The 19,735-nt window shown below is 48.6% G+C and carries 15 protein-coding genes; all 15 read right to left on the bottom strand.

Annotated features, from left to right (window positions below):
* Positions 1-111: 111 nt before the first annotated feature.
* Positions 112-1,227, bottom strand: coding sequence for an alanine dehydrogenase (gene ald / locus DSZ37_RS04880; RefSeq protein WP_109725831.1), 1,116 nt, complete (start codon positions 1,225-1,227; stop codon positions 112-114).
* A gap of 251 nt (positions 1,228-1,478) precedes the next feature.
* A complete protein-coding gene (locus tag DSZ37_RS04875; protein WP_109725830.1) occupies positions 1,479-2,591 on the bottom strand; it encodes a TPM domain-containing protein in 1,113 nt (370 codons plus the stop codon).
* A gap of 229 nt (positions 2,592-2,820) precedes the next feature.
* Positions 2,821-3,663 (bottom strand): class C sortase, encoded by an 843-nt coding sequence (locus DSZ37_RS04870; protein WP_109725829.1) that lies wholly within the window; start codon positions 3,661-3,663, stop codon positions 2,821-2,823.
* A gap of 14 nt (positions 3,664-3,677) precedes the next feature.
* Positions 3,678-5,387: an isopeptide-forming domain-containing fimbrial protein gene (locus tag DSZ37_RS04865; RefSeq protein ID WP_109725828.1), complete on the bottom strand. Its 1,710-nt coding sequence runs from the start codon at positions 5,385-5,387 to the stop codon at positions 3,678-3,680.
* 35 nt (positions 5,388-5,422) lie between these two features.
* Positions 5,423-9,751 carry a carbohydrate binding domain-containing protein gene (locus DSZ37_RS04860; RefSeq protein ID WP_109725827.1) on the bottom strand — a complete coding sequence of 1,443 codons (4,329 nt, stop codon included), beginning with the start codon at positions 9,749-9,751 and terminating at the stop codon, positions 5,423-5,425.
* A gap of 3 nt (positions 9,752-9,754) precedes the next feature.
* Positions 9,755-10,357 (bottom strand): signal peptidase I, encoded by a 603-nt coding sequence (lepB, locus tag DSZ37_RS04855; RefSeq protein ID WP_109725826.1) that lies wholly within the window; start codon positions 10,355-10,357, stop codon positions 9,755-9,757.
* Positions 10,272-10,610 (bottom strand): hypothetical protein, encoded by a 339-nt coding sequence (locus DSZ37_RS04850; protein WP_207655906.1) that lies wholly within the window; start codon positions 10,608-10,610, stop codon positions 10,272-10,274. Before DSZ37_RS04850 ends, lepB begins: the two co-directional genes overlap by 86 nt.
* A gap of 523 nt (positions 10,611-11,133) precedes the next feature.
* Positions 11,134-12,624 carry a recombinase family protein gene (locus DSZ37_RS04845; RefSeq protein ID WP_109725825.1) on the bottom strand — a complete coding sequence of 497 codons (1,491 nt, stop codon included), beginning with the start codon at positions 12,622-12,624 and terminating at the stop codon, positions 11,134-11,136.
* A gap of 48 nt (positions 12,625-12,672) precedes the next feature.
* Positions 12,673-12,804, bottom strand: coding sequence for a hypothetical protein (locus DSZ37_RS18115; protein WP_278298114.1), 132 nt, complete (start codon positions 12,802-12,804; stop codon positions 12,673-12,675).
* A 318-nt stretch (positions 12,805-13,122) separates the two neighbouring features.
* On the bottom strand, positions 13,123-14,328 hold the full coding sequence (locus DSZ37_RS04840; protein ID WP_109725824.1) for a sensor histidine kinase: 1,206 nt from the start codon (positions 14,326-14,328) through the stop codon (positions 13,123-13,125).
* Positions 14,325-14,987 carry a response regulator transcription factor gene (locus DSZ37_RS04835; protein WP_109725823.1) on the bottom strand — a complete coding sequence of 221 codons (663 nt, stop codon included), beginning with the start codon at positions 14,985-14,987 and terminating at the stop codon, positions 14,325-14,327. The genes DSZ37_RS04840 and DSZ37_RS04835 overlap by 4 nt, the downstream gene beginning before the upstream one ends.
* Positions 14,988-15,098: 111 nt before the next feature.
* Entirely contained in the window at positions 15,099-15,869 is a 771-nt protein-coding gene (locus DSZ37_RS04830; RefSeq protein WP_109725984.1) for an ABC transporter ATP-binding protein, read from the bottom strand.
* 79 nt (positions 15,870-15,948) lie between these two features.
* Positions 15,949-18,309: an ABC transporter permease gene (locus DSZ37_RS04825; protein WP_109725822.1), complete on the bottom strand. Its 2,361-nt coding sequence runs from the start codon at positions 18,307-18,309 to the stop codon at positions 15,949-15,951.
* A 161-nt stretch (positions 18,310-18,470) separates the two neighbouring features.
* Positions 18,471-19,004, bottom strand: a complete 534-nt coding sequence (locus DSZ37_RS04820) for a flavodoxin family protein (protein WP_109725821.1) — start codon at positions 19,002-19,004, stop codon at positions 18,471-18,473.
* Positions 19,005-19,024: 20 nt separating this feature from the next.
* Positions 19,025-19,723, bottom strand: coding sequence for a flavodoxin (locus DSZ37_RS04815; RefSeq protein ID WP_109725820.1), 699 nt, complete (start codon positions 19,721-19,723; stop codon positions 19,025-19,027).
* Positions 19,724-19,735: the final 12 nt, after the last annotated feature.

The raw sequence follows: 19,735 nt of genomic DNA, 5'->3' as shown, positions 1-19,735 counted from the left end.
TTATCAATTATAACGCATAGCCCATTTCTTGTCAATAAAAGCTTCCAAACAAACAGCCCGTGACTGCACATCGTCAGTTCACGGGCTTTGTTTACTTCATTTGTTACCGGCTCAGCCGATAAGGCTCGAAAGCTCGGTATACTCATATCCGTGGGCAGCTGCAACGTTCTTGTTGGTAAGCTTGCCTGCATATGTATTTACACCGCTTGCAATGACCTCGCTCTTTTTGCATGCCTCCTCAAGTCCGTTCTCTGCGATCTGAAGACCGTATCTGAGAGTTGCATTTGTAAGGGCAATGGTGCTTGTACGGGGAACTGCTCCGGGCATATTGCCTACACAGTAATGTACTACGCCCTCCTGAATGTATACGGGATCATCATGTGTGGTAACGTGTGAGGTCTCTCCGCATCCGCCCTGATCTATGGCAACGTCAACAAATACAGCGCCGTCCTTCATCTCGGGGAGGTACTTTGCCTTGAAGAGCTTGGGAGTTGAGCCGCCGGGGATAAGAACTGAGCCTATTACCAGATCAGCGTCCTTTACTGCTCTCTCGACATTGCTGTCTGTGGAGTAGAGAGTCTGCACATGAGCGCCGAACATATAGTCAAGCTGCTCCAGTCTCTTGAGGTTCACATCGAGAATAGTTACATTAGCTCCCATACCGACTGCGATCTTGCAGGCATTTGTACCGACTGTACCGCCGCCGAGGATAACTACATTTGCCTTGGGAGTACCGGGAACACCTGCAAGGAGTATGCCTGCTCCGCCGAACTTCTTCTCGAGATACTTTGCGCCCTCCTGAATGGAAAGACGACCTGCGATCTGGCTCATGGGAGCAAGGAGAGGAAGCGAACGGTCTGTCTCCTGAAGTGTCTCATAGGCAACTGCCTTGACCTTGCCGCCGAGAAGTGCGTCCATCTGCTCCTTATCTGCTGCAAGGTGGAGATAAGTATAGAGTATGAGACCGTCATGGAAAAGCGGATACTCCGATTCGAGAGGCTCCTTGACCTTTACCATCATGTCCACCATGTTCCAGATGTCCGCAGCATTGTCAAGTACGGAAGCTCCTGCCTCGACGTATTCGGAATCTGCAAAGCCCGAGCCTGCGCCTGCGCTCTTTTCGATGTACACATGGTGACCTGCGGCTACATATGCCTTGACATTGTCGGGGGTAAGTCCCACTCTGAATTCATTGTTCTTGATCTCTTTTACGCATCCGATCTTCATACTATTTCTCCTTTGATATAAAATTCTGCGCTGCGTCCGTGATATTACATTGTCAGCACCGTGAGGGCTTTGCGGCGACGCGCTGTGTCCTCTCTGAAAAAAATATAGTTTAATTATACTATAATCCCGAAAAGTTGTCAAGAGTAAACAGTTATTTATATCATCGGCACTTTTATTTATCACTTATGCTATCTGTATTTACAAAAAGCCGGATCCGAAACTTCGGACCCGGCTTATATACGTTATAGTTTTCAGTTGAGCCTGTCGGGATTTTCCGCGTTGCAGCTGGGGCACCTCTTGTACTTGGCAGCAAATGTGGTGCCGCAGTACTGGCAGACCGTATTTCTGCTTGTTTCTGCTGTGCTGCTGCCGCCCGAACCGAACAGATCGTCCATTCCCGACTGCGGCGTGTATTGCGGAGATATCTGTGTTACAGGCTGTGTCTGAGCTCCGTTATATGCAGCAGACTGCTTATATTCCTTATAACTCTGGAACTGCGCTGTGGGATCATACACGCTTCTGCCGCCGATATCGGAACCGTCAGCAGGCACTGCCTTTCTGTACTTCAGCTCGTTCAGTCCCAGCATGAAGTATGCGTGGAATGAAACAAAGCCAAGCACGAACAGTGCAGGGATAAGCTCCCCGAAGTTGAAGGAGCGTGAATAGTTATCGGTGAACTGTGAGAAAGACGTCTTTAGGGCTGTTTCTACGTCATCGCCTTTCACGATCGCACCATGTAATCTTGCAGTTAACTTGTCTGCCCTTTCCTCGGTAATTACAGGGTCGGTATCATTGCCCTGCATTCCCTCCCAGAACCAATTGTTAAACTTCGGATCAGGGTCTATCGGCTCGGAATAAACGATTAGCCAGTGCATCTCGTCATCAAACTCCCTGAGATACCTGTCATAGGCATATTCCTCAAGTCTTCCATAGTTTGCCCATGTTTCATTATGTACAGTGACCACTGACGGAGTAACTCCCGTTTTGTCCCTGAAGCGCTCAAGCTCCTTTTTCAGCGCTGCCTCATCGTTGATAACATTGGCTTCATCCTTTATGATTATGGTGTGGTCATAATTCTTTGGCAGTACCTTCAGAGCAGGCTTCAGCATCGAAAAGCCGAAAAAAAAGAATGGAAGATAGAAAAAGATCAGCAGTAATCTTCCCCAGCTGAATCCCGGCTTGAAGTTTTGGTCAGCATAGAAATAGCGCTGCTGACCGTGTCTGTAATAGGAGTAGCGTCTTGCTCCGGCAAAGTGTGTTCTGCTTATTCTCGGTCCGCTTCTTCCTCCGTGTGACCCGTGTGAACCATGAGAACCTCCGTGGGAGCCACCTCCGTGAGAGCCTCCTCCTGATGAATGCGGCATATTCATTCCCCCTATATCAATATTCGGCATATTGCCGTGTTCCGTGTACACTGTGCCGATGCTTCTTTTCCGCGGCACTCAGACTGTCAGTCCGACCCCATACGCATGCGGAAATCATCCGCCGCTGTGTTCACGAATATAAACAGATATCATGACTGCATACAAAACACAGTCATGATATCTTGTTTAAAATATTATATACCAAACGCTTTCGCTTGTCAATATGTATTTACTCCGCTTTTGCATTTTTGCGTTTCCTGCCGGAGCGTACCGCGATCACGATGATGCAGATAACGCTCGCAGGAACTGCGCCAAATGGTATCAGCAGTGTCTTGTCAAGGAACTCGGCATCTGTACCGATGAAGAGTCCGTTTCTCTCAGCCTCATCATAGGGCGCTCTCGTTCCCCTTACAAGGAGCCTGTGGGAGTTTATACCGTAAGGAGTACAGGTCAGCAGGGTCACATGGTCCTCGCCCTCGATCATCTGAAGGTCCTCAACGTCCTCGGGCTTCACCACGGATATCTTGTCCACCTTGTATACCAGCACCTCGTCAAGCACCGACACCGTGAACATATCCCCTATCTCCAGCTCGTCCAGCTCCGTAAACAGCTTCGATGAGGGAAGTCCCGTATGAGCGGATATGACCGCGTGTGTGCTCTCGCCGCCTACGGGGAGAGAGGTGGAAGGAAGATGTCCCGCAGCCACCCTCAGTATCTCCTCGGAGGTCCCGTGATATATCGGCAGATGAACGCCTATCTCAGGGATATCCAGCACTCCCATTATCCCGTTTCCCGAGATATCAAGTGCGCTGAGGTATTCCTCCCTGTTTTCAAGAGCCTGTGCGTCATACTCCGACAGCACTGACGGCAGCGCTCTGTTGTATTCATGCGCCTCCGCCAGTATTCTCTCCTTGTCTTTGTCCGAAAAGTCACTTATGCTTTTCTCATACCCTGCTATCAGTGTAGAACTGTGCTTTTCATTTATAAAGTTGCTTACAGCAGGGTACGAGATAACTGCAATACCGCCGAAGAACAGAAGTATTATGCAGATGTTGAGCAATAAGTTTTTCATTCCGTTTTATGCTTTCAGTCTCTCTCCTCAGACTTTCTTCTGTTGATCACAAAGAGTACTGCTGCACAAGTCATCATTGAGATACCGCATACCGCGAATGCTGCTGTACCTGCTCCGCCTGTTGACGGAAGAACAGAGCCCTTGCGGTTAACTATATTGATGGTGTATATGCCTGCATCTTCAGATGTTACTCCTGTGTATTCATCGCCGAGAGTATAGCTCCACTGACACTTCTCATCGGTGTCTATGATGACCTCGTCGGGAACTGTGCAGCCGATAGTAAGAACGATATCGTCGCTTATCTTGTTGTACTTATCGGGAGCCTTCTCCTCCTTGATGGTGTATGTGCCTGCCTTGAGACCGTAGAAGATGATGTCGCCGTTTTCATCAACCTCGACCTTGTAGTTGGTCTCGTTCTTTGCAGTTGCGCTGTCGATAACAAGGTGCTCGCTGCCTGCTGTATCGGTAACGGTCTTGAATACATACTCGCTGGTCTGTCCGTTGCCCTTCAGCGAGAACTGTGCGCCTGTGAGCTTGTTGCCGCTGCTGTCCTGCTTGTGGAGCTTGAATTGTGTGAGGTAGGTCTCAACTCTGTCCTTGGGAGTCTTTGAGGTCTCGTTGTAGCCATCATCATTCTCGTCCTCACTGCTGCCGTCGCCCGACTTGTTTGGATTATTGGAGTATGTGAGCTCTACATCGTTAGGATTGCCCTCCTCGCCGACTACGGCATCCTCGTTCACAATTACCTTGTACTGAACGGTTATGGTGTTATCGGCAGCATCATAGTCTGCATTTCCTGTGATATCCCCGGAAGCCAGAAGTGCCTTCAGATCATCGAAATCAAGTGAAAGCGAAGGTCCCTTGGTACCGGTGGCAGGAGCCTCGAAATCATCGGTAACGTCAACGCCCTTTACCTTGACGATAAGTCCTCCCGAATAGGTAAGTCCTGCGGAGGCTCTATCCTCTATTATGAACTTATAGTGCTGATACTCTGTCATATCGGGGATATCGGCAGTAATAAGGTAGTTTACCTCCTCGCCGTAGCCTGCGGTATTTGCGTCCTTCAGCTCACCGTTGTCTATCTCGGTGTTGTTGTTGGCGTCCTCCCATATCTTCTTCTCGATAGAGGGCTTGTCAGCCTTGAGGTCGATAGTGAGAGCCTCATCAACATAGGTGTCAAGTATGAATGCTGAGATAGCATCGCTGTCACCGTCAGAGTTATCCACAACAAGGTAGTAGCCCGACTCTATATTGTCCTCATCCTTAGTCTCATCGCCCTCTGCGGTGAATACAGCGGTGTCGCCCGAACCTGTGACTTCCTGTGTAGGCAAAATATTCTTCTCATCTGCAAATTTTGCCAGCATTTTTGCAAACTCTGCCTTCTTGGCTGCTGTTGCACCTGTAACATAGTTAGTGTCTATCCATTCGGAGACCTTTGCGTCAAACTCCTCATCAGTCAAGGGTATGTATGTCTTTTCTGCAAAGAGCGGCTTCCATGCGTCAAGGAAGGTGTATGTGTAGGCACCGCTGTCATTGTCCTTTGTAACGCTTGCTATTTTGTATGCGGCAAAGCTCTTGGCGTCTACGGTAACATTGTCATTTCCGTTTATGGTGATAACGGGTGTGGTTGCTGCAAATGAGTTGAACAGAGGTGCAGCTGCCATAGCTGTAAGGGCGATAGCAGAAACTGCTGCTGTCATTTTCTTCATACTGCTCTTTTTCATAAAAACACTCCTTTAAAATAGATCAATATAATCAGTTATCGGCATTTTCTGCGATAAACGAGCACCAGTCCCAGTGCTGTGACTGTCATAAATGCTCCGCAGATATATATCAGCAATATTCCGCTACCGCCTGTTGAAGGCATTATTATGGGCTGTACCTCGTTTTCCATTACGAGGCTCAGCTGGTCAGCTGTACCGTCCCATTCGTGCGAGCTGTAAATGCTGCCGTTTGATATCATCGGTGACGAGCCGTCAAGATTGTTTGCAACGTCAGCGCTGATCATGAACACGGTCTGTCGGTCGCTCTCCTCCTCGGGCAGCTTGTAGCCCAGAGCCGACTTTGTCTCGGTAACTCTGTATCTTACATTTGCCTCCAGATTTTCAAACTTGACATTGCCGCTCTCATCGGTCTTTGCCGTGGTGACTTCGGTATAAGCTCCGTCTGTGTATTTCTCAAGCAGGAACTCTGCTCCCTTGATGGGCGCCTTTCCCGATGCAGCAGACTGCTTATGTACCGAAGCGGAATATGTTCCCGATTTGTCGGGCTTGTTGGTTATTTTCAGCGAGAGAGGTCCATCCTCTGTATCGCTGCTGAATTTGTATGCGGTATTGCCGCCGAAGCTCTCAGTTGTGTCTGTGGAATAGGTGACCTTGTACTCGTGGTCGGGATCGTCCCGCTCTATTCCGTAGTAGTTTATGGGATGCACCTCGCCGCTTTCGGTGTCGCGGTAATACATCTCCAGATCCTTCAGCTCAGCCGTCCATGTGTCCTCCGACTTGTCGCCGCGGAGAGTCACTGTTCTGACGATGCTGTCGTGATCGTTATATATATCCACTACTATTTCGTCAGCCTTTTCATCCTCAAGAACTCTGAACCACTCTTTCTTTACGGAGAGGTCCGTAAGCGGTCTGTTCTCGATGCTGAGCGAGCCTGTCTGAGCATTTATGGGGAATACCGTTATCGTATCACCTTCAAAGTCTATCTCCGAGGTAGTTACCTCGCTGTCACCGTCAAAATATTTAGCGGCATACTTCTTCGGGCTGCGCGTATTCACGCTCTTTTCACGGATGAAGTACTGATAGTCCTGACGTCCGTTTGCTATTGTCTCGGAGTCCAGAAGGTTTTTCCATACCTTTTCCCATGAAGTTGCGTCGCTGAGAGTAGCTTCACCTATCTTCTGAACATCCTCTGTGTATGTGTTTATCACCGTCGGCTCAGCGCCTGCCTCATATACCCTTACCTCGTCGGCAAAGATATCTTCGGTGCCGTTCTGAGACTCTATGATAAGATCAAATGGTCCGGAAGCTTCTTCGGGAACTCTGAAAGTTCCGCCAAGCTCCGTCCACACACCGCTTGGTACAGGTTCAGATGCGACCTGATTGAAGGAGTAGCCGCCCTGCTGAGTCTCATCGGGATATCTGAGGGTCAGCTTGATATTGTCATCGCTGCCGCTTGTCACGTCAGGTGACTCTGTCTTTGACACTGTAAAATCGTCAATGTAGAAGTTGACCTTTGTACTCTCCTGAACATAAACTCTGATATTCGCTGCACCTTCGGGAATACTGTGGCTTCCGCTGAGCTGATGCCATAAATTATTCGTCGGAGTATAGTTGTCAATCGGCTCATAATGTGTAGTCCCGTTCAGGTCGTACTGTATTCCCATTTCAAAAACTGTGGGATTATTGGTATTTGCAGGTCTCATATATAAACTGAAATAATAGGTATCACCTGCGTCACAGAAATCATCCAGCGGCTTCTGGGCACCATACCAATTCTGCCAGCTTGAGGCTTTGCCGGCATTTATCTTTATGGACTTTCCGCCAGTCTGATTAGAAATGTTGTCACTTGTAATGGAGAAATTGTCTCCTCTGGTGATCCATCCCTCTGCATCTCCGCTGTCAAAGCTGTTGTAGATGTAATCGGGTCTGCTCTTGACCATGGCACTGAAGCTGTACTCCTTGCCTGCCTTGAAAAGTGCAGGATCAAGAGTCTTTATCGCGCCTATCCAGCTGGCATTTCGTCCCGTGATACTCAGGGCATTTTCGCCGAATGCAGGGTCTGCGCCGTCGATGCCTATTACAGCGTCGGCATTGCTTGTCCAGCCCTCTGTGCCGTCTTCAAATCCGCAGTTGAGAACATCCTGCGCTCCCTCGGTACGGGTCGTGAATGTGTTGATGGAGCGGTAAAGCTCTACCTCTACGGAGTCATTGCTGTGATCGGTAAATCCGTCATCCAGCCATGTCTTTGAAACTCCGCGTTCAACGCTGTCGAGGAAATTGAAAGCAAGCTTGAAGTTGGAGCTGTTGAGACCTCTCTCCATGAAGTATATCTTCATTTTGTGAGTTATAAGGTCTCCCTCTTCCTCGCCCTCGCTCATATCCACCGCGTTGAGCCTGAACTTCAGTTCAACTTCACCTGATGTGGCTAACGATGTAGTTACCATTCTATTGGTCTTTTTGTCAAGCTCCGTTATATCAACGTTCCTTATCTTTACGATATAAAGACCGTTTTCCTCATCGATCATTGTTTTGTACTGACCGCCCGTTACGGTGTAATCGAACATACTGACAACACCGTTTACGTCTGTCCATTCATCTCTGTTATAAATACCGTCATTGGTGCCTACTGCAAATGCCGCCTTCTGAAGCTGGGTGATCGTACCTACAGTTCCGCCTGTCTCCGCATCAAATGTGGAGCCTACAACGCCGTATCCTGTGTTGAGGTCGATAACGCCGCTGACTGCGGTATGAGTTCCGCCGATATCAAGTGCAAGCTGATTGTCAAGATATATCCAGACATCATCATCGCCCGAGAACTTGAAGATACCGTTCGTTCTTCCCTCAACTGCACTTCCGTAAGTAACGAAGTCAAGGTCGAGCTCCATACCGAACATCAGATTTTCTGTGGCGAAATTTGAGTTGGTAGCCGGACTGTTCATAGGATAGAACTGATAGCCCGTAGAGCTGGTATTATCAGCCTTGGTAACGCCCTCGCGCGTGTACTGCATAACGTACTTTCCGTCATCGCACTCGGTAAGTCTTACAGCGTCGTTGGGGTCGGTACTCGAAAACTCATAATAGCCTGTTGCGGAATTGTACTCAAAATCGAAATCAACGTCATTGTAGACTTTTCCGTAAACAGCATTCCTGTCGTTGTCGCCTGTGATAAAGGCTTCGTTGAAGTATGGGGACGGTATGTCCGTACCTGCCAGCTCAAGTCCATTGTCGTTTCTGGTCTTTACCAGCTCCGCTACGCCTCGGCTGTTGGAGAAGCCGTGTGCAGGCCCGTAGTAACCGGGGAACTGGGATATATAGTAGTATTCGGGAGTTACTCCGTCTACCTGACCATATCCGTAATCCACACCCGGGAACCATGAATTGGAGCCGAAATATACAAGCTTGTCCACGGAGCCGTCATAATAATCACGGAGAGCCTTGTTCCACAGGTCGCCCTGATATGCGTAGGCAATGCTTGATGTGGAGTTTGTGAACGTAGTTCCATCCACAAGCTCCGTAAGCTTCTTGCCGGAAAGCTCCCAGTCGGAGAAATAGTCGAATATCCTTGCGGTGGCTTTGAAAGGCGGCTGCGCCTTGGCTTCATTGCCCGACTTGTCTCCTACGGCATTGGTCTTGTTATCGCCCTCTGCCGTGTTGGTGTAGTAGGAGCCCTCACTGTCCTTTTCCTGACTGTATTCACCGCTTCTGTTAACATCGTTCAGGTCACCGAAAACGCCTGTCATCTCATATGCTTCATCACTGAATGTACGATGATTATAGTCGTACTGATAGCTGACGATGTGGTCCGCGACCTTGTTCTGCATCGCAAGTGCAGGTGCGTAGAAGCAGTTGTTCACCTCGTCCACAACGTATGCACCCGAGGTCCATACGAAATTCTCGTAATCATAGCCCCACTGCATCTTGCTTCCGTCTGACGGATTACCGTTGCCGTCAAGCTTTCTGATAACTGTGGTATCGTAAACTACTCCGCTGTCATATCCCCTGAACATTATATCCGTTCCCGGAGCAACTGCGCTTGCAGTAACATAAGTATAATCCGTATTGACATGATCAAAGGAAATATCCATTCTTTCGTCGCTGCTGTCAAGCTGTGACATAAGAGCCATGTCATTCCATGTGTTTCCCCCATCGGTGGAGTACAGTACCCTGTCATATCCTGCAAGTCCGTTATCGAAATAGATATATTTCGGGTCACCTGCATTTTCTGCCAGAGCAGGCATCAGACACAGATAAATAACCGAGATGCCAACAACAGCGGCTATCAGCAGTGCAGCAGCTCTTACAAATCTGCCCACTCTGCTGTCTGCCGCTCTTACAGCGTCAGCACTCATATATTTTCTTGTCACACTTTATGCACCTCCTGTCCTGTCTATTGACGATATCTTGTCTAAGGGCCATACCCTGAGCTTCGCTTTTCCGATTATCCTTTCCCCGGAGATCATTCCTATCATCTCAGAGCGGCTGTCCATTGAGGTTATCCTCTGGTCGCCCAGCACGAAGTAGGAGTTTTCGGGGACGTATACGGGAAGCTCCGTGTCACAGGGCTCCAGCGAAAGGGCGGAGACGTAGTTCTCCTGCAAGGTATCGCCGTTGATACTGACTGTTCCGTTCTGATCTATCGCCACAAGATCTCCCGGAAGTCCTATCACTCTTTTAAGTAATATCTTATCATTATTATAAAAAGCAATGATATCCCCCCTTTTGATATTCTTATTGCTCTTTACGCACACCACAACGTCACTGTGCCGCAGAGTGGGCTGCATACTCGTACCCACTACTCTCAGCACAGGAAACCATATATTGGTAGCTATGATGATAGCTGCCGCAGCTATAACCGACACTGCAAGAACATAGAGAATGTTCCTTTTACGGCTCCTTTTCGTTTTCAGCCTGTTCAGCTCCGTTTCTATCTGCGGTATCGTTGGACGGGATGTCCTCTGATAGTTCTTCATTCTTTTCTTCCTCCGATGCAAGCTCTGCCGATCTTATGTACATATCTGCCGCACGCTGGGCAGCTTCAAATATCCCCGAGAGCTTGAGTGCCGCCTCGGCTATGGAACCCGATTCGGCTATCTTTATCTGCCTGTCCTCCAGTTTTTGCTGAAGCTCCTCAGTCAGTCGTGTCAGCCGCTCTATTTCCTTTTCCTGTTCAAGTATTATCTCAAGCAATTCAAGTTTTTTTAATCTCCGAAGTTCAGATCCCATAGCTTATTCCTCACAGTATTTGTATAATTATTGCTATAATTATTATTAATGCCTATATATTATGTATATATAGTATCACATTTTGGCTATAAAATCAACATTCGGTAATAAAATGGTAATAAAATATGTGAAATTTAACAATCAATTTATCTGCTCATTATTCAAAATAGTAGTACAGCATCTACATATAGTTTAATAAAAAGTGCATTATACACACAATATTATAAACATCCACAAGAAGCGCACATTTTATTTGTATTTTGTTTTACATAAGCATTTATACAGCCAGTATATTACGCCTTTTGTTTGCCATATCATAATATTTCTATAAATACAAAAAAACGAGGGCAGTAATCTGATACTGCCCTCGGATACTTATCATATATTCTCAGCCTAATAGGAAGCTGTGATTTCATTTCCTTCCGCAGTTTTTGTCAAACGACGGATTGCAGGCATAGAAGTTGCGTGAATCAAGCTTATCCTGCGCTATTCGCAGCGCTTCGCCGTTTCGGTCAGGATGAAGTCATATCCGCCATTGTATTATGAGCCTTTCCGATGTGACGTATATCACGCGGATAAGTATATCCGCAACGCGCCGTTTGTCCTCAAAGCTCAGCTCCTCCCACACCTTAAGATGACTGTCGGTCTCCTCAGCATTGCCGCCGCACTTCCTGCTCAGCTCATTTATGCGCTCGGTAAGGTCGTTCCTGCGGCTGTCAAGAGCGTTCACCCTTTCGTTGATATAGCGCAGCAGCGCATTATCGGAGCCCTCGACCTTCTCGAGAAGCCCCCTTATCTCTCTTTCCGTCTCAGCAAGCTGTATCTCCAGCGCTGTCTGCTCAGCGTCGTGTGTTGTCCTGTCAGAACATGAAAGCTTTCGGAACTTTGCAAGTCTGTTCCTCATCTCGCTGTAAACCAGATGCTCCACCTCATCGGTGCAGAGCGTCCCTGCGCCGCCGCAGGACTTGGAAGCCAGCTTTTGTGAGCACATCAGATAACGGTCTCTGCCGTTTCTGTACTCCTTCGCTATGAGCGCATAGCCGCACTCGCCGCACTTCACTTTTCCGCACAGCCATGAGTTCTTCGCCTTCTGTGAGGGAATGACCTGCTTTCTGCTCATACATTTTTCACGGCACCGCAGCCATGTTTCCGAGTTTACTATCCCCCTGTGAGGCGCGAGCACTATTCGTTCTCCGTAAACTGTGCCCGGAGTCTTGTTATTTTCACGGCTCTTGTAGCTGTAACAGCCGTTCTCACCGATGAAGTCCGCAGGCGAGTTTTCAATGTCAGCGCCGTTCTCCGCCAAGAAATCATACACCGCCACATCTGCTCTGACATAGATGGGATTTAACAGTATCTCCCGTATCCGCCCCCTTGCCCAGCTGCTCCCTCGCTTCGTTATGCCAAGCTCATTCAGCCGCGAAATAACGTCTCCGTAAGAGGTCTCGGGCTGAGCGTATAACCCGTATATAAGCTCCACAGCCTTTGCCTCCTCGGGAACAGGCTCATACATGGAGGTGTGTACGCCGTCGATGAGCGCGGGGACCTTTCGGAATCCATAGGGTATGGGACCGCCCATGTAAAAGCTTTTTCGGCTCCGTGAATAATAGGCGTCCGCCACTCTTTTCTGTATGGTCTCGCGTTCAAGCTGTGCAAATACGATACAGATATTGAGCATGGCATTCCCCATGGGCGATGAGGTGTCAAACTTTTCCGTTGCCGATATGAACTTCACGTTATACTTTCCGAATTCTTCCATCATGTTTGAAAAGTCCAGTATGGAGCGGCTTATCCTGTCCAGCTTGTAGACTATGACCTGATGTATGATACCGCTTCTGATATCCTCCATCATCTGCATGAACTGCGGACGGTTGATGTTCTTGCCGCTGTATCCTCTGTCAACATAGTTCCTGTATCCCTCCCCTCTTGTTTCATATCTGCACAGCTCTATCTGCTGCTCAATGGAAATGCTGTCTGCACGGTCAACAGACTGCCTTGCATATATAGCTATCATATTATCGGCTCCTCTCAGGCGGCACTTTATGCAGCCGCGGACAGTGTATCATTTTCCGCGTTTTTTTCCGTATTTCGAGAATACATCGTACAGCTCTGCTTCAGCCTTCTTCAGCTTTCTTCTGTCGGTGCTCTCGGGGAAAAGGTTTTCTACTGCCATCACGCCTTTAGCTGTTGTCACGTTTTTTTCATCCGTTATGTAACCTGACTTGCTTATCACTACAATAGAAATCGCCTCCGTTATATTCTATTGGAGCATCGCTCGTCCTCATTCTTAAAGCTAAGGGAACAGTATCTACATAAACAAATATCCCTCTGTCCGTTTAACGAACAGAGGGATCAATGTATTATAAGTTGTAACCGATATGATGTTTTCCGATTATTTCTCCTTCATGCTGTCGCCGAAGCCCTTAACGATGGGATCGAGGAAGCAGCGCATAGCGTATCAGATCGATTATATCTGCTTCACAGCAGTATATCGGATATTATCCGGTTAAACTCACGCCAGTCTGACGACCAGCGTCACGCAGAAGCGTTCTTCTCTGATATCCGCGTATATCTCGCCGCCCATAAGGGACATAAGCCGCTTGCAGATAAAGAGTCCGAGACCGTTTCCCTGCACATTCTCCGCGTTGCTGCCGCGATGGAAGCTCTCGAATATCTGGGGAAGCTCCTTCTCCTCAAGGCTGCATCCCGTATTTGACACTGTTATGAGCTCGCAGCCGTCCATTTTATCGAAGCTGAGCCCTATTTGCCTTCCGTCACCGTACTTTACAGCGTTCTCGATGAGATTTTGCAGGCACTCCGCAAGCCTGTCGGGGTCACAGGAGAGAATGCAGTCATCGAATCTGTCAATGGTGAACTTCGTTCCCGAAACTGCAAGCTGCTGAGCGTATCTGTCGCTGAGCCTTCTGAGTATACTGCTGAGGAATACCTCCCCCTGAGTTACCTCAAATTCCATGAAGTCCTCACTTGCAGCCTTGGTTATCTCGCTGACAAAATGCTCTATCTCGTCGGCTCTGGAGTTTATGCTCTCGGCAGCGCTGCGGCGCTTTTCTTCGTCCTTATAGAGTCCTCTCGCCAGTGCTTTTGCGTTGAGCTTTATCGCCGAAAGCGGCGTCTTAATATCATGTGACAGAGACAGCAGCAGAAGCTTCTTGTCCCTCTGCATCGACAGTTCCTTCTGACGGTCTCCCTCGATTTTTTCGCGGAGCAGATTTACTCCCCATGTGAATTTGCCGAACAACCTGCTTTTCTCCTCGGGTATGGGGACTGCAAGATTGCCTTTTGCAAGCTCCTGCGGCACGGTATTGAGTCTGCCGAAGGGCACTATTATATTCCGCCTGATGTAGACAAGCAGTATCAAGATAAGCAGAAAAAGAGCTGCCAAAACGCAGTTTACAGCCCAAACTGTCCTATTTCTGCCTTCTGTCGTGTATTCCACACGGTAAAGCTTTCCGCCTGCCTCGATAATAAGATAATGCTCGTCACTGCGGTACAGCTGCTCTCCCGAATAAACTCCTGTCAAATGCGGAAATCCTGAGATATCTGTACTTCCCGTCTCCTCTATCCGGTCGGCGAGCCGCTTGGCTTCCACCCGATATGTACCGCTGTCACCCGACCGCAGCAGGTAAATGTTCAGACCTGCAATAACAGCTATAAACAGAACTATTACTGCTGCCGCAAGCTTTCTGAATGTACTCATACGAACTTATACCCCACGCCCCATACGGTCAGCAGCCGCTTTGCGTTTTTCGGGTCGTCGCCAAGCTTCTGACGCAGTCGGTTTATATGCACATGGAGGGTCTGGAGCTCGGAATCGCTGTCGCTTCCCCACACAGAGCTGAAAAGGTATTCCTTTTTCAGTGCCTTGCCCTGATTTTCCATAAGAAGTGCCAGCAGGTCGAATTCCTTTGCAGGAAGCTCTGTATCCACACCGTCCACGATGGCTGTGCGGTCGGCAAGATTGAGGGTCACTCCGTCCGCAGAAAGTATCTCATGCTGATAGCGGCGCTTGAAAATGCCCTTTATCTTGGCAATAAGTATATCTATGTCGTAGGGCTTCTCGATGTAATCATCAGCCCCTAAATCAAGTCCGTTGAGCTTGTCCTCCTTGTCCGTCCGCGCACTGACTATGAGTATGGGAGTGTCAGCATTTTCGCGGAGCCTTGAGCATACCGCAAATCCGTTTACATCAGGGAGATTAATGTCCAGAACCACCAGTTTTGCACCGTATTTCTCAAACAGCTCCAGCGCTCTCCCGCCGCTCTCCACTGCCGTGACCGTGTAGCCCTCGTCGCGGAGAAAGTCCGTCAGCAGGTCGGCAAGCTCCTTGTCGTCCTCGACTATAAGAATATCGGTCATAATATCACCACCTGTTCTAATTTTACCATACAAGCACGAAAATAGCAAGTGGCGCGGTATCGGGCTACTGATAAACCGACACCGCGCTATATCATGGATAAGATCCTTATATCACCAGCCCTGCTCCATCAGCCAGTTGTTCAGGTCTCTTTCACGGCTGCGGAGCTCTGTATCGCTTCCGCCGAAGTGTCCAAGCTCCTTCTCGCCGACGATGCCGCCGTCCATTATGTACAGCACCCTGCTGCACTTTGCGGCTACCTTCGGGTCGTGGGTGACACACATAATGGTAGTGCCGTCATTGTTGAGGGAGATGAGCTCCTTCATTACCTCGTCGGAGCTTGAACGGTTGAGCGCTCCCGTAGGCTCGTCCGCAAATATCATCTTAGGCGAGTTTATCATGCTTCTGGCGATGCAGGCTCTCTGGAGCTGTCCGCCCGAGACCTCATTGATGTCATTTCCTCCGACGTCGTCGATACCCAGTCTCCTCATGAGAGCTCTGCCGCGCTCCTCGGTCTTTTTGCGGCTCTCTGTATTCTTCTTTGACTTCACCGCCGGAAGAATGATGTTATCCAGCACGGAAAGGTTCTTCATCATGTACATCTGCTGAAAGATGAAGCCCATCTCGTCAAGGCGCAGTCTCGCCATTGCCTTTTCGGACAGCTTGGAGGTGTCCTTTCCCCCGAATAATACCTCTCCCGCAGTTACTCTGTCCATGCCCGACACGCAGTAGAGCAGGGTGCTCTTGCCCGAGCCAGAGGGCCCCATTATTGCCACCATTTCACCCTCATTGATGGTCAGATCTATGTTTTTCAGAACGTTGTTCTGACGCTTGTTCACTATGTAGGTCTTGCAAAGTCCCTTTGTCTGTAAAACTGTACTCATTTTATAACCTTCCTCCTTAAATCCTGTGTCGGAATACCGCTCGGGTACGGTCAGCATACTGCCTCACCCTCAGGTATCCTTATTCTATGGAAGCCGTATCGCTTGCCTTTATGGTCTTCATATAAAGCGCAGTCAGCGCTGAGCCGATAACTGTCACGCCTATCAGTATCGCCGGACATATAAGGAATATCTCCAGCGGGTCAAAGGCGCACTTCATTCCCGAAACATCGCCTATCATCGAGCATACCCAGTTCATGAGCAGATCGCTCAGCGGCATCATCACCGCTGTTGAAACTATGCAGGCAAGCACTGCCGTTATGACAAATCTCAGAACGTGCTGTAATATAAGGCTGCCATTTGATACTCCCACTGCCTTCATGAGAGCTATCTCGCTCTTTTCCTTTGATATGAAGCTTCGCTCCATGAGAATAACTATCAGCGAAGTCACGACCACCGTGAGTATCATCATCAGCTTCTTGATGGCGCTGAGAGTGTCGGACATTCCTGTTGCTGAATTTATCATTTCCGAGGGAGTATATACCTTGTCGCTGTCAATGATCCCTTTCAGCATTTCTATGTTTCGTGCAACAGTCTCCTTGTCGGGATCTCCGTCAAAATCTATCTGTAATCCCATTGTTGAGTTGACCCGTGTCGGAGCAAATTCAAAATCAGAGTGCAGCAGCGCGCAGTATCCGTTATACTCAAAGGTCGAATACCTGCCGGTAATAAGGAACTCATATTCCTTGTCGCCGATGACTGTCCTTACTCTGTCACCTATGCCTGCACCAATGCTATCCATAGCCTTTCCTGTCATTGCTATCTCATCGGTCTTCTGAGGAGCACTTCCCTCATTCATACGCTGGCGGTAATCATCTCTGCTCTTTATTATCCAGTAGCCTATATTCGCCTTTTTATCCTTATATGCGGTTTCGCCCCTTGCCCCTATAGCAGTTGAACATTTTCCGGGGATGCCGTTTTCCTCCAGCATCTTCTCACTATCGTCAAGGAGTTCACGGTATTTCATGGGGTCCTCATACAACTCCTTGAAGTACTCAACATCAGCAATTATTGCATCGCATTCAGGCACAGTGAATACCCATAATATTTTCTCGCTCCTGAGCGTCAGGGCAAAGTTCGACATCAGCATCATCAAAAGCATACAGAGCGTGAATATCAGTGTTATTATGCTGAATCGCTTGGGTGCGCTGAGTACGTCATTCAACGCCATAAATCCTGTTGACGGCAGCTTTGAGCGTCCGAGGTGCAAGATGCTCTTTCTGCGGAAGCGCTCACCTGTCTGACCGCTGCGTACTGCATCTATGGGAGAGAGCTTCTTTACTCTGCGTGTGCAGAAATAGCAGAACAGCAGTATAACCGCAACTACGAGCACGGAGCTGATAATCCCCATAAACCTGCTGTTATTATCGTCAAGGACTGCATTTTCGGATACAGTCTTCATCATTGCATCCGTAAGAGGCAGCGAGCATATAAATCCAATAGCTGCGCCTACGACCGAAATAGCCAGATACTTGACGATGTACATACCTCGTATGCTCCTGTTGTCAATGCCCACAGCCTTCATAACGCCTATCTCGCGGAACTCCTCCGATATGGTGAAACCGATGGTAAACCGCAGAACCACAAATCCCGTAAACATCAGGATCACACTTATTGCCATAAGCAGATATGCCGCAAGAATATCAAAAAGGTAATTATCCTTCATCTCTTCCCTTGTACTAAGAGATACCGACTCACTGTCTTTGATGAGTTCCCGTACCGCATCGACATCCTCGGTATTGACATAAACGGTCATTGAGAGCAATCCGTTAAAATCAGTATTCTCATCCTGATCCAGATAATTGTAATCCTCGCTGTCTATGATGAGAAATGGATTTGCAAAAGATTCATGGCTCAGAAGCGCCCCCTTGAATCTTCCTCTGTATCTTAGAGGGACTGTCTGTCCATCAATATTGACATCAAAAACATCTCCCTCTTTGATATCAAGATTGAAAAGGAATGGCGAATTGGCATAGAAGCATCCTTTTTCCACATCAGTGATGACATTATTGTCTTCGTCAAAGTACTTTGTGCCCATATTATCATCGGAGATAAAAAATGCAGGATTGATAAAGTTATCAAGCTTTACGCCGTCTCTGCTGAAGTTCTTCGAGCTCGTTACCATTATGTATTTCTCTGTCCTGACCTCACTGACACCGGGAAGCTCTCTTATCCTGTCGTCCAGATCGCTTTCCGCAGGCATACTCAGAGCTACATCCGTTACGTCGGAAATGTCAAAAAAGTGGTCTATACCGCCTGTTACGGCTATGATGTTGTTGATACTTGCCGCTGCGAACATCGAGCATATGATGACAAACAGCAGCAGTATGATGTTCATTGTCCTTTTGCGTTTAAGGTCCTTTTTCAATATTCTCCAGAACATTATCTCTACCTCGTTTCCTGTGTTGTTTTCTCTATGCTCTGATTATATCACGGAAATTCTTAACAAGTCTTTAACTTTTCTTAACTCCGTAAAAAATGCAAAAAGGCAGAGTAACTTCCCTGCCTTTTTATACATATTATATGGAGCTGTCCGCTCCGCGGTCACAGTGACCTGCCCAGACGGTATGCCTTTTCGGGATACTCCCCAGACATTGTCATGGAGGGAGTTCCGCAGCCGTACCCCAGCACCATGCCCATATCCTCAAAGTTGATGTAGCGGACAAGGGTCTTATAGTGAGCCGTAAGGGCATCAAAGGTCCAGTCATCCGAGTTCCATGCCACTGTGAGCAGTGCTGACTTCAGATGTCTGCGGTTGAGGCTGCTGTTGTAAGCACAGAATCGGTCAACGACGGTTTTAAGCTGCGCCGACATACCATAGTAGTACAGCGGTGTGGCGAATACCACCATATCGCAGGAAAGGAGCTTCCTGCGGATAAGCTCGTTGTCGTCCCGCTGAACACAGTCCCCCTCATAGCCACAGGCTACACAGCCTGTGCAGGGAGCCACATTCATCCGACAGACGTCTATCACCTCCACCGAATTGCCGCTCTCCTCGGCGCCCTTTCTGAACTGCTCCGCCAGTATGCTCGTGGAGCCATGAGGATTTGGACTTGCCATAAGTACAACTATTTTCATACTGCACCTCTTTCCGATACTCAGCTAAGACCGTCTATCCAGCTCTGTATCTCGTCCTCTGTAACGCTTCCGCTGAATCTTTCGCCGTCAAGCCAGTTTCCGCTGCCTGCCTGTGCTGCAAGATTGCTTCCGCTACTGCCTATGGAGCTGCTTCCCGATGTGCAGAAAGGTACCACCGTCTTGCCCTCAAAGCTGTGTGACTCAACAAAGGTACTCATGATACGGGGAGCGTCTCCCCACCAGATAGGATAACCGATATATACCGTAGAATAGCTGTCAAGGCTGACAGTGTCACCTGCAATTGCAGGACGGGCATCGGGATCGTTCATCTCCTTTGTAGAGCGGCTGTTATCGTCGTTCCAGTCAAGGTCGGCATCGGTATATGGTTCGGCAGGAATTATCTCGTAAAGGTCGCCGTCGGTGACAGCGGCTATGCGCTCAGCAACTCCCTTGGTGGTGCCTGTTGCGGAGAAATACACGATCACGGTATCATTGCCTGTGCTGTCAGAAGCTTCCGTCACTTCGGGCTCTGTCTCCTCATTCTGCGAAGCAGTCGTGTCCTCGGCGCTGCTCTGAGCCGTCTCGGTGGTCTGCTCCTGCTGAGCCTCGGTCTGAGCTGCCGAGGACTGAGGGGAGCTGCTGCCTTTTTCGGAGTCGCCGCAGGCTGTGAGTCCGAGCACACACACTGCTGCTATTATGGGTAAAATAACTCTTTTCATTATATCACCTGC

This window comes from Ruminococcus flavefaciens (assembly GCF_900116855.1).
GTDB classification, from domain to species: domain Bacteria; phylum Bacillota; class Clostridia; order Oscillospirales; family Ruminococcaceae; genus Ruminococcus; species Ruminococcus flavefaciens_R.
Note: the sequence above shows the minus strand (reverse complement) of the source record. Positions and strands in the feature narration are given on the sequence as shown.